At 72.2% G+C, this 11,214-nt stretch carries 7 protein-coding genes; 4 read left to right on the top strand and 3 right to left on the bottom strand.

Going from position 1 to position 11,214, the window contains the following annotated elements:
• Positions 1-96: 96 nt before the first annotated feature.
• From ACH4S7_RS15220 to ACH4S7_RS15210, 3 genes are all read left to right on the top strand, one after another.
• A complete protein-coding gene (locus tag ACH4S7_RS15220; protein WP_398521620.1) occupies positions 97-720 on the top strand; it encodes an isochorismatase family protein in 624 nt (207 codons plus the stop codon).
• A 105-nt stretch (positions 721-825) separates the two neighbouring features.
• On the top strand, positions 826-4,152 hold the full coding sequence (locus tag ACH4S7_RS15215; RefSeq protein WP_398521619.1) for an NACHT domain-containing protein: 3,327 nt from the start codon (positions 826-828) through the stop codon (positions 4,150-4,152).
• Between the two features lie 484 nt (positions 4,153-4,636).
• A complete protein-coding gene (locus ACH4S7_RS15210) occupies positions 4,637-5,071 on the top strand; it encodes a YchJ family protein (RefSeq protein ID WP_398521618.1) in 435 nt (144 codons plus the stop codon).
• Positions 5,072-5,160: 89 nt separating this feature from the next.
• Here ACH4S7_RS15210 and ACH4S7_RS15205 read toward each other — a convergent pair whose 3' ends face one another.
• Both ACH4S7_RS15205 and ACH4S7_RS15200 read right to left on the bottom strand, forming a co-directional pair.
• Entirely contained in the window at positions 5,161-7,224 is a 2,064-nt protein-coding gene (locus ACH4S7_RS15205) for an MDR family MFS transporter (RefSeq protein WP_398521617.1), read from the bottom strand.
• Positions 7,225-7,326: 102 nt separating this feature from the next.
• A complete protein-coding gene (locus ACH4S7_RS15200; RefSeq protein ID WP_398521616.1) occupies positions 7,327-7,584 on the bottom strand; it encodes a hypothetical protein in 258 nt (85 codons plus the stop codon).
• Positions 7,585-7,741: 157 nt separating this feature from the next.
• On the opposite strand from ACH4S7_RS15200, the gene ACH4S7_RS15195 reads away from it, so the two are divergent.
• A complete protein-coding gene (locus ACH4S7_RS15195) occupies positions 7,742-9,670 on the top strand; it encodes an AMP-dependent synthetase/ligase (protein WP_398521615.1) in 1,929 nt (642 codons plus the stop codon).
• Positions 9,671-9,825: 155 nt separating this feature from the next.
• On the opposite strand, the gene ACH4S7_RS15190 is transcribed toward ACH4S7_RS15195, so the two are convergent.
• Positions 9,826-11,043, bottom strand: a complete 1,218-nt coding sequence (locus ACH4S7_RS15190) for a helix-turn-helix domain-containing protein (RefSeq protein ID WP_398521614.1) — start codon at positions 11,041-11,043, stop codon at positions 9,826-9,828.
• Between the last annotated feature and the right edge of the window lie 171 nt (positions 11,044-11,214).

Here is an 11,214-nt window from a genome sequence, read left to right as displayed (position 1 = left end):
AGGACCGGACGGCTGTGCGCGCGGGGTTTCCCGGTGGACGCCGGATGCGCGGTCCGCATTACCGTGAGACGGTCGATCTTTCGAAGGCGGTGGCGGATGTCCGGTCCTGACGGTGTGGCGGGCGGGTTCGTACGGGACGGGGTCTGGTTCTCCGTCCCCCGGCGGGCGGCCGCGACGGCGCCTGCCGACGCGCTCGTCCTGGTGGACGCGCAGCACGGATTCCTGACCGGGGCCGAGGCGGTCCCGGACGCGGCCAGGCTGATCGACCGGCTGGCCGGCCTGCTGGCGGCGGCCCGGGAAGCGGGCGCGGTGGTCGTGCACCTGCGGAACGACGGGGAGCCCGACGCGGTGGACGCCCCCGGCTCCCCGGGCCAGGAGCTGTACTTCCCCGTCGTGGACTCGCCCGACGAGTATCTCGTCGGCAAGGAGGACGACGACGGATTCGCCGGGACCGGCCTCGGCGAGCTGCTGGAACAGCGAGGCGTACGACGGCTGGTGATCGCCGGAATGCTCTCGGAGATGTGTGTGAGCGCGACGGCGCACGGGGCGATGGAGCACGGGTTCGCGGTGATCCTGCCCCATGACGCGCACGCCACCTACGGTCTGGACGACCTTCCGGCCGCTGTCGTCTCCCGGGTCGCGGAACACGCGCTCGGCTCGGACCCGGAGTTCGTCGCCACGGCGGCGGCGGTCCGCTTCACCCGCCCCGCGTCGCCGTAGGTCCTGTCCGCGCGGGAAGCCCCCCGGGCCCGGTGACCCGCGTGGTACACCGGACGAGGACGGCGGGGACGGCGGGGACGGCGGGGACGGCTGAGGGGATGTGCGGTGCGGGGACGGCGACTGCTCAGCTACCAGGACGCGGTGACGATTCTGACGGGGGACGGCGCGGGCCTCACGGCGGCCGACGAGGCGCTCGGCGGGGTGCTGTCGATGGCGACCGGCGGCGTCAGCGATGTGGTGCTCAGCGTCTTCGACGCGCGGGGCCGGGTGCTGCGGCTGGGGCGCGATCTGACGACGGGCCTCCGGGAGAGCCTGGGCGGGGTCGACCGGGCGACGCGTACGGAGCGGATCGCGGCGGCGCACACGGTGCTGGTGATCACGGCGTACTTCGACGCGCTGGGGGAGGTCGAACTCCCCTTCCACCTGGCCGAGCTGGAGCTGACGCGGGACGAGCAGATCAGGATCGCCGGCAGCGAGACCGTCGGCCCCGGCTTCCTGGCCAGGCTGCTCTGCGCCGAGGTGCCACAGCCCGCGCCGCATCTGCCCTACGAGCACGTACAGCGCGAACTCGTCCCGTGGTTCGCGTCGGTGACCAGACGGCTGACGGTCTTCGTCTCCTTCCTGTCCCTCTGGGAGCGGCTGAGCGAGGGCGAACAGAGCCTGGCGCGTGGCGTGCTGGTCGAGTCGCTGGGCCCGCTCGCCGTGGAGAGCTACCACGAGATGTACGCGCGACTCGCCCAGGAGGTGCCCGAGTTCGGATTCTGGTCCGGGCAGATCGAACACCAGGCCACCCGGGTCACCGTGCGCCAGGCCCTCACCGGAGTCGAGACCGCCCTCGCCGGACTGAGCACCCCGAACCCCCCGCGCGAGGTGGCCGACTCCCTTGTCACCGGCTACCGGGCCGCCCTGCCCCGGCCCATCCTCGCCGCGAGCGAGGCCCCGCCGGGCACCCGGCTACCCACCCTCGACGAGGGGTACGTCGACCCCGACTTCCGGGTCCGCGAAGTGATCGGCGGCCCCCACGGCCCGGCCGCCGAGGGCTGGTGGCACTCCGCACCCGTACGGTCCGACCTCACCGAGTACCTCGCCGGTGTGCTCACCACCACCGCGTCGACCACCGCGCCCCTGGTCGTCCTCGGCCAGCCCGGCGCCGGGAAGTCGGTCCTCACCAAGATCCTCGCGGCCAGGCTGCCCCGCGCGGGCTATCTGCCCGTACGGATCGTCCTGCGGGAGGTCCCCGCCGATATCGACATCCAGGACCAGGTCGAGCACTCCGTCCGGGCGGTCACCGGGGAGCGCGTCCACTGGCCCGAGCTGATCCGGGCGGCGGCGGGCGCCGTCCCCGTACTCCTCTTCGACGGATTCGACGAACTCCTCCAGGCCACCGGCGTCAGCCAGTCCGACTTCCTGACCCGGGTGGCCCGCTTCCAGGAGCGCGAGGCCGACCAGGGGCGCCCCGTGTTCGCCCTGGTGACCAGTCGTACGGCGGTGGCCGACCGGGCCCGTTACCCGGAGGGTTCGGTGGCGCTGCGGCTCGAACCCTTCACCCGGCGGCAGATCGAACGCTGGCTCGACCTGTGGAACCGCATCAACGCCTCCCATCTCGCCGGACGCGGACTGCGCCCGCTGTCCGCCGCCGTGGCGGCGCACCACGCCGACCTCGCCTCCCAGCCGCTGCTGCTGCTGATGCTCGCCCTCTACGACGGCACGGGCAACGCGCTCCAGCGCGGAGCCGACCGCGGTGTTCCGCTCGGCGAGGCGGAGCTGTACGAGGAACTGCTGTCGTCGTTCGCCCTGCGCGAGGTCGGAAAATCAGACCGGACGGGTTCCGACCGTCAGCTCGGGGAGCACGCCGAACAGGAGCTGCAACGGCTCTCCCTGATCTCCTTCGGGATGTTCAACCGCCGCCGTCAGTGGATCACCTCGGCCGAGACGGAACGGGACCTCGCCGCGCTGCTGGGCCGCCCCGACCCCGTACAGGACGGCTTCCGGGCACCGCTGGGACAGGGCGAGATCGCGCTCGGCCGGTTCTTCTTCGTCCAGCGGGCCCAGGCGATCCGGGCCGATCAGGAACTGTCGACCTATGAATTCCTGCACGCCACGTTCGGCGAGTACCTGGCCGCCCGGCTGGTGGCGCACCTGCTGGAGAAGCTGCTCCAGCAGCGGCCCGCGCTCGCCGTCGGACGGTCCCGGGTCGATGACGACCTGCTGTACGTCCTGCTCTCGTACGCCCCCCTCTCGTCCCGGCAGATCCTCCGTTTCGTCGGCGCCCGGCTCACCCGGCTCGACGCGGCGGACCGGGAACGGCTCACCGGGCTGCTGATCGGGGTGCTCGCCGACCACGGCGACCGCACCGAGCACGCGTTCGCGGAGTACCGGCCGGACCGCCGGGCCACCGCGGCGCGGCACGGCGTCTACGCGGCCAATCTGCTGCTGCTGGTCCTCGTCGTCGGCGGGGGAGTGCGGGCGGGGCGGCTGTTCCCCGATGCGGAGCAGCCGGCGGCGGTCTGGCACCGGCAGGTGCTGCTCTGGCGGTCGGCCCTCACCGGCGAGGAGTGGAACGACTTCACCGCCGTGTTCCGCCTGCGGCAGATCTGGTACCAGGGGCGCCGCGACCTCCATATCGTCCCCACGACGGACCAGGACCTGGAGGAGCCGGTGGACCCCAACTGGCTCCTCGACCAGCGGTTCACCGGGGCCCACAGCGGCCCGGTCAACTGGGCGCACACCACCCCGGAAGGGATCCGCCACCAGATGACGGTGGCGGGCGGCGGTGACGACGCCCTCGTGCTGCACGCCGTCGAGCCCTTCTTCGAGCGAATGGCGCAGTCCGTCACCACCTTCCTGGGGACACCGCGCGGTACGGCCGGCTCGCTCGCCCACGCCCTCAGCTCCCTGTGGCTGGGGAGCGGGCTGGGCGTGCCGGAGGAGGAACTCCTCGACCGGTACCGGGACTGCCTCGCCTTCGTCGAATGCGACCCACTCCTGATGGGGGCGAAGACACACCGGCTGCTGCTCCGGCAACTGCGCCAGGACGTCGAGCGGCTCCCGGCCGACGCGGTGGTCGAGCTGCTCCGGTCCTCGGAGCGGTGCTCGATCGACTCGATCGACACGGTGGGTCTGGAGGCGAGACTCAAGGTGGCCCTGACGGCGCTGGACGTGCACGGCGTGCGGCCCGCGCTGCTCGCGTCCGCGCGCCACACCGTGGACCGGCTGGCCCAGGTGGGCCTGGGCAGGCTGCTGGAGCTGGCGCCCCGGTGGCGCAGCTCCGGTCCGTCCCGGCTGCTGCTCGCCGCGCTCATCGGCGAACTGCTGCCGGATCTGTCGGCGACCGAGCTGACCCGGGTCCGGCCCGAGGTCTACGCCCGTGCCCGCGCTTTCGCCACCGAGCCGCTCCCGGGCCCGCCCGCTCCGCCGCCCGGTCCCGGCTGAGCAGCAGCCCGGCACGACCGGTGCCACCGCCCCCGGTCTGCCCCCCGGTGGCCGTGGTCTGTTCGACGGCCGTGCCGCACGCCGTCCCCGGCCGGTGTGGCGGGGGCGCCTGCTGACCGCGTCCGTCCGTCTGTCCGACGGCCGTGCCGCCCACCGCCCCGGTCTGTCCGACGGCCGTGCCGTCCACCGCCCCGGTCTGTCCGACGGCCGTGGTCCGTCCACCGCCTGGTCCGACCGCTGTCCCCGGTCTGTGCGACGGCCGTGGTCTGTCCACTGCCTGGTCCGACCGCTGTCCCCGGTCTGTGCGACGGCCGTGGTCTGTCCACTGCCTGGTCCGACCGCTGTCCCCGGTCTGTCCGGCCGGGGCCCCACTGACCGCGTGCGTCCGCCTGGTCGTCGCCGTCCGACCGTCGTCGACCCCGCCTGACCGGGGCGAAGCCACCCCCGGTCGCCCCGGCCCCCCACCCCGCGGGAAAATGGCCCCATGGCCGCACGCAGCTCCCGCTCCCGCCGCACCCCCGCCCCCGCGCTCACCACCGAGGCGCCCTGTCCCTGTGGCCTGCCCGCCAGCTACGGTCAGTGCTGTGGCCGCTTCCACACGGGTGAGGCCGCCGCGCCCACCGCCGAGTTGCTGATGCGCTCCCGCTACAGCGCCTTCGTCGCCCAGGACGCGGCGTATCTGCTGCGCACCTGGCACTCCGCGACCCGGCCCGCGCGGCTGGAACTCGACCCCGCGATGCAGTGGAGCGGGCTGGAGATCACCGAGACCGGCGACGGCAGCCCCTTCCACGCCCACGGCACCGTCACCTTCCGGGCCCGCTACCGGCACCACGGTCAGCGCGGTGAGCTGTGTGAGCGCAGCCGGTTCGAGCGCGAGCACGGTGCGTGGGTGTACGTGGACGGTGATTTCACCGAGTGATGGCCCACGGGTGGCCCTGCCCCGGCCGGTGACCCGCCACCGGCCCGGGGCATCCGCTCAGTGCCGCGCCACCGGCCGGGTTGATCGTCCTACCGGCTGCTGGCGGGGGTCCCGCGCAGCGCCGACGGCAGGTCCTCCGCCAGCAGCCGTTTCGCGATCGTGTCGGTGGCGGCGCGCAGCTCGGGCCCCGGGGGCCGGCCGGTGTCCCGCTCCACCTGGCCGCCCAGCCACTCCGCCCAGGCCCGGCCGAGCACATCGGCCTCCCGTCGCCCCGCCGCGGTGTGGGAGAAGTAGTTGCCCTCCCGGCTCAGATACCCCTCGTCCACCATGCGGGCGAACACCGGCACCAGCACCTCGGGCGGCAGCCGGTGGCGGGCCGCGATCAGTCCCAGGCTCGCGTGGCCGACCAGCCGGGTCATCAGCTCGACCTGGGTCACCGCCCATGCGCCGGCGATGTCGAGCCGGGTGTCGGACCCGGTGACGATCCGGCGCGCGGAGTCCGGTCCCATCCGCGTGATGATCCTGGAGACCGACCCTTCCAGCAGTTTGGCCGAGTCGCCCGAGGTGGGCTGTGAGAACCCGTCCCCCATATCGGCGGAGGCGACCCGGACGGTGTCACGGAGCGTGACCTGTTTCAGGAAGAAGGAGACCAGCAGCCCGAGCAGGGCCACCGGCACGGTCCAGAGGAAGACCGTGTGCAGGGTGTCGGCGTACGCCTGGACGATGGGTTCCCGCTGGGCCGGGGGCAGCAGGCGCAGCCCCTCCGGGCTGCGGGCGAGTTTCGCGACGACGGCCGGGTCCGCGCCACCGGCCCGGACCGCCTCGGCGATGCCCCGGCTCAGATGGGGGGTGAGGGCGTTGGCGTAGATGGTGCCGAACACGGCCGTGCCGAAGGCGCTGCCGAGGGTGCGGAAGAAGGTGACGCCGGAGGTCGCGGTGCCCAGGTCCGGGTAGTCCACCGTGTTCTGGACGGCGATGGTCAGCACCTGCATGGAGAGCCCGATGCCGACGCCGAGCACGAACATGTAGAGCGACTCCAGCCAGGCGCCGGTCCCCGGCCCCATCAGGGAGAGCAGATAGAGGCCCGCGGCCATCACCAGGGAGCCGACGATCGGGAAGATCCGGTAGCGGCCGGTCCTGCTGACGGCGGTGCCGCTGAAGATCGAGGCGATCAGCAGGCCGATGACCATCGGCAGGGTCCGTACGCCGGAGACGGTCGCCGAGTCACCGTCCACGTACTGGAGATAGGTCGGCAGGAACGTCATCGCGCCGAGCATCGCGAAGCCCACGATGAAGCTCAGCACGGAGCACACGGTGAAGACCGGATTGCGGAACAGCCGCATCGGCAGCATGGGCTCGGCCGCGCGCGACTCCACCAGGCAGAACAGCGCGAGCGCGATGACACCGCCGGTGAAGAGGCCGATGACGACCGGGGAGCCCCAGGCGTACTGGTTCCCGCCCCAACTGGTGCCCAGGATCAGGGCGCTGGAGCCCACCGCCACCAGCGCGATGCCCGCGTAGTCGATGACCGGGCGGCTGGCGGAGCGTACGGAGGGGATGGTGCGGGCCGCCGCGATGACGACGGCGATGGCGATGGGCACATTCACGTAGAACGCCCAGCGCCAGCTCAAGTGGTCGGTGAAGAGGCCGCCGAGTAGCGGTCCGATCACGGTGGAGACGCCGAAGACCCCGCCGATCGCGCCCTGGTACTTGCCGCGTTCGCGCAGCGGGACGACGTCCGCGATCAGGGCCATCGCGGTGACCATGAGTCCGCCGGCGCCGATGCCCTGCAACCCCCGCCAGAGGATGAGGAGCGTCATATTGGTCGCCAGGCCGCACAGGAACGAGCCGGTGATGAAGATGATCGCCGAGATCTGGAAGATCAGTTTGCGGCCGAAGAGATCGCCGAATTTGCCGACCAGGACGGTGGCGATGGTCTCGGTGAGGAGATAAGCGGTGACGACCCAGGACATGTGGGCGCCGCCGCCCAGCTCCGAGACGATCGTCGGCAGCGCGGTGCCGACGATCGTCTGGTCCAGCGCGGCCAGCAGCACACCGAGCATGATCGTGCCGAAGACGATGTTCCGCTGCCGTACGTCGAGCATCGGAGGTGCGGCGGGGGTGGGGCTGGCGGTGTCGCTCGCGGTCGTCACTCTGGCAGCGTCACACCGCCGCAGGTCAGCCGCATGTGGGGGCGTCCGCCCGAGTTAGGCCGTGGCTTCAGGGTCCCGGCCGGCCGGCGAGGGGGACCAGGCTCAGTGCCCGCGCCGGGCCGAGACCATCAGCCGGGGATTGTAGGCGGCCAGCACCTTGTTGGCGCGGGCCAGGACGGCGAGCGCGTGCTCCCGGTCGGCCCGGTCCTCGGCGCAGAGCGGACCCCGGAACCGCCGCATCTCCCGCACGGCGCACTCCGCCTCGATCTCGGCCCGCAGGACATGGACCGGCATACAGGAGCCGATCAGCGCGGCCACCCGGTCGGGGATCGGTACGGGGACGAGAGGTGAGGTGTTCACGGTGCGGTTCCTTCTCTTCTGCTCCCCGTCCGGGGGACCCGGCCGGGCTTCGTAGGGCCCATTGATTTCTTGCTACGCGTGAGTAAGTTGACTCCCGAGTAATGAGCGCTGCCGAGTCCCGTCAACTCCCCCCACGCGCCGCGAACAGGAGCCGACCATGGGCGTACGCAAGGATCTGAAGAGGGCGAAACGCCACGGCGACCTCGCCGCACGCGCCCCGGTCGAGGTGATCGGGGACAACGGTGTCGTACGAGAGGCGCGCGCCGCGCGGCTCGCGCGGCCCGCGTCCGGCAGCACCGGCGACATACCTTACGCGAATGCCGAGCGCCATCCCGCATCCGTGGTCCTGCGGCGCCGGGGTGCGGACGGGGAGTGGCGGCCCGTCACCGCCGCCCAATTCGCCCGCCAAGTGACCTCCGTCGCCAAGGGATTGATCGCCGCCGGCCTCGAAGCCGGGGGCCGGGTCGCCATCATGTCCCGTACCCGGTACGAATGGACCGTCCTCGACTTCGCCGTCTGGGCGGCCGGTGGCCAGAGCGTGCCGATCTACCCGACCTCGTCGGCCGACCAGATCGGCTGGATCCTCGCCGACTCCGGCGCCACCCAATTGATCGTGGAGAACGAGGCACTGGCGGGCACGGCGGCGGTGGCCATGGCGGGGCTGCTCAGGCCGCCCCGGGTATGGAGCCTGGACGACGGCGCGCTGGACGAACTGACCGCCCTCGGCGAGGGGGTGGACGATGCCGTGGTGACCGGGCGGCGGGCCGCCCTCACCCCCGAATCGATCGCCACCGTCTGCTACACCTCCGGCACCACCGGCCGGCCGAAGGGCTGTGTCCTCACCCACGCCAATCTGCACGCCGAAGCCGCGAACACGGTGGAACTCCTCCATCCGGTGTTCCGTGCGGCCACCGGCCGGACCGCCACCACCCTGCTCTTCCTGCCGCTCGCCCACATCTTGGGCCGGACGATCCAGATCGCCTGTCTGACGGCCCGGATCGAACTCGGCCACTGGCCGAGTGTGAAACCCACCGAACTCCGCCCGGAGCTGCGGCGCTTCCGGCCCACCTTCCTGGTCGGCGTGCCCTATCTCTTCGAGAAGATCCATGACACCGGCCGGGCCACCGCCGAACGGCTGGGCCGGGGCGCCTCCTTCGAGCGTGCCGACCGGATCGCCGTACGGTTCGCCGAGGCCCATCTCGCCCGCGCACTCCACCCCGGACCCGGGCGCCCCCGCAAGGGGCCCGGCATCCGGCTCACCGCCGCGCACGCCCTCTACGACCTGCTGGTCTACCGTCGCGTCCGGCAGGAACTCGGCGGCCGGCTCCACTACGCCATCAGCGGGGGATCACCGCTGGACCGGCGGCTGACCCTCTTCTTCTACGCCGCCGGAGTCATGATCTACGAGGGGTACGGGCTCACCGAGACCAGCGCGGCGGCCACCATCAACCCGCCCCTCGCACCCCGTCCGGGCACCGTGGGCCGCCCCGTGCCCGGCACCTCGGTACGGATCGCCGCCGACGGTGAGGTCCTGGTCAAGGGCGGCATCGTGTTCGGCTCGTACTGGAACGAACCCACCGCCACCCGGGCGGCGCTCGACGGCGACTGGTTCGCCACCGGTGACCTCGGCAGTCTGGACGCGGACGGCTATCTGACGATCACCGGGCGGAAGAAGGACATCCTGGTCACCTCCGGGGGCAAGAACGTCTCGCCCGCCGTCCTGGAGGACCGGCTGCGCAGCCGGCCGCCCGTCGGCCAGTGTCTGGTCGTCGGCGACAACCGGCCCTATGTCGCCGCGCTGGTGACCCTGGAACCCGAGGCGATGAGGCACTGGCTCACGGTGCGCGGGCGCCCCGGGGACACCCCGCTCGCCGGGCTCCGCGACGATCCGGAGTTGATCGCCGATGTCCAGCGCGCGGTCGACCACGCCAACGAGGCCGTCTCCCGTGCCGAGTCGATCCGCCGGTTCCGGCTGCTGGCGGGGGAGTTCACCGAGGAGAACGGGCTGCTCACCCCGTCGCTGAAGGTCAAGCGCCGGGAGGTGATGGCGGCGTACGCGGACGACGTGGCGGCGCTCTACTCCTGAAGGGACCGGGGGTCTGTCGCATCGGAGCCTGTGGCCCCGGGGTTCGTGGCGCCTGGGTCTGTGGTGTCGGGGCCCTGGGAGTTGAGCTGACGCCCTGGTGCTCCCGACCTCCCCGGCCGCCCGTGTCCCCGGGGGGCGGCCCCCCCGGCGGGGGCCTACTCCGGTGGCGTGGCCCCCGTGCCCGCCCGCAGTCCCCGCGCGCGCAGCACGACCTCGAGGGCGAACCTCCGCTCCGCGTCCACGAGTTGATCGCCGAGGATGGCGTCCAGATTGCGCATCCGGTAGCGGACGGTCTGCGGATGGACATCGAGCAGCTCGCCCATCTGGGCCGCCGTGCCCCGGGTGTCCAGCCAGATCCGCAGGGTGTCGACGAGTCGGTCGCGCCGGGAGGGGGTCAGATCGCCGAGAGGGGCGAGCGCGCGCTCCCCGAGCCGGTCGAGCAGTCCCGTGTCGGCGAGCAGCCAGAGCGACACCAGATGGTCGTCCGCGAAGATCAGCGGACCGTCCGGCACGACGCCGGTGTCCACCAGCTCCAGGGTGCGCCGGGCCCAGCGGATGGAGTCGTGCGCGCTCGCGGAGGGGACCGTCAGGCCCACCGCCGCCCGGTTGCCGAAGAGCGCGCTGTCCAGCATCCGACGCCGGGCCGCGTTCACCGGCCCCGGTATCAGTAAGTGCGGTTGCGGATCGCCGAGGTCGGCGAGGACGTCGGGGTCCAGATCCGCCCGGTCCAGTACGGCGGGGGCGCGCAGCGCGACCAGGGTGACCTGCTCGGGCAGCGGCCAGGCGGTCTGCTCCGACAGCTCCGTGATGGCGGTTCGGGGCACCGGCGGGCCGGTCAGCAGGAGGTGCAGCAGCCGGCGCCGGAGGAGTTCGTTCTGCTCCCCGGAGCGGGACCGCACCTCCAGATAGCCCTCGCGGGAGAGCGCCTCCAACTCGTCCACGTACGCGAAGAGCGCGTCGGCGAAGGTCAGCATCATGGTGGGGGAGAGGTTGTAGCTGCGGCCCACCTTCTTGGCCCGGCGCAGCGCGATCCGGGCGCCGAGCCGGTAGGCGCCCTGTAGGGCGTCGAGGGTGCGGCCCTCGTACGCCTCGTACCGCCCGAATCTCCGGCACATCTCGTCACGTAAGGCCGAGGGCGCCGAGGGCTCGGCGACCTGGTCGACGAAGACGTGGATGCTCTGTTCGACGCCCACCCGGATGCCGTGCCCGAACGGGCCGTCGAGCAGTCGCGCGTACTCGGGGTAGGCGCGGGTGATCTCGATCCCGATCTCGCGTATCAGGCTGGGCAGTTCCGGTCGGATGATGGCGGCGAACTCCTGCGGCAGTGGCCCCAGCGACTCTCCGGCCTCCGACGGATTCACTGTTCTCGGCATGTCCGCCTCCCCTCGGCAGGCTGAACATAGAGCACTGGTGGGGAAGTGAACACCACTTGGGCGGCGAAAGATCATGTGGGCAGGAAACCGCTCTCCGTGGGGTGCTTTCTCCGGTTGGGGAAATGCGGCGGACACCCAGAAGGCGGGTCTTTTCGGATACCTCCACCTATT

This window comes from Streptomyces sp. NPDC020965 (assembly GCF_044333555.1).
Taxonomy (GTDB): Bacteria; Actinomycetota; Actinomycetes; order Streptomycetales; family Streptomycetaceae; genus Streptomyces.
This window is presented reverse-complemented; position numbering and strand designations above follow the sequence as displayed.